Below are 556 nucleotides of genomic sequence, written 5' to 3' on the forward strand. Positions count from 1 at the left end.
GCATCATGATTGGTTGTGTCTCTGGATCACCAAAGCGGCAGTTGTACTCGATCACTTTCGGAGTGCCGTCTTTGTCGATCATAAGACCCGCGTATAGGAAACCTGTGTATGGGTTCCCCTCAGATGCCATGCCACGTACCGTTGGGTAAATGACTTCTTCCATGATGCGATTGTGAATTTCGGGTGTGACCACAGGAGCTGGAGAGTAAGCGCCCATGCCCCCTGTGTTCGGACCCGTGTCTTTATCACCGACACGTTTGTGGTCTTGGCTGGTGGCCATTGGCAGAACGTTCTCACCATCGACCATTACGATGAAGCTTGCTTCTTCACCATCTAAGAACTCTTCGATAACCACGCGGCTGCCTGCATCGCCAAATGCGTTGCCCGCTAGCATGTCTTTGATTGCGTCTTCTGCTTCTTCTAGCGTCATCGCTACGATAACGCCTTTACCAGCAGCAAGACCGTCTGCTTTCACCACGATTGGTGCACCTTGCTCACGCACGTAAGCAAGCGCTGGTTCAATTTCTGTGAAGTTTGCGTAAGCACCGGTTGGGAT

1 protein-coding gene is annotated in these 556 nt (G+C 51.8%); it reads right to left on the bottom strand.

All coding sequences use genetic code 11. The features are described from left to right. A partial coding sequence (locus R7Q46_RS29325) for a phosphoribosylamine--glycine ligase (protein WP_318078603.1) occupies positions 1-556 on the bottom strand: 556 nt, incomplete at both ends.

The organism is Vibrio sp. 811, from assembly GCF_033339195.1.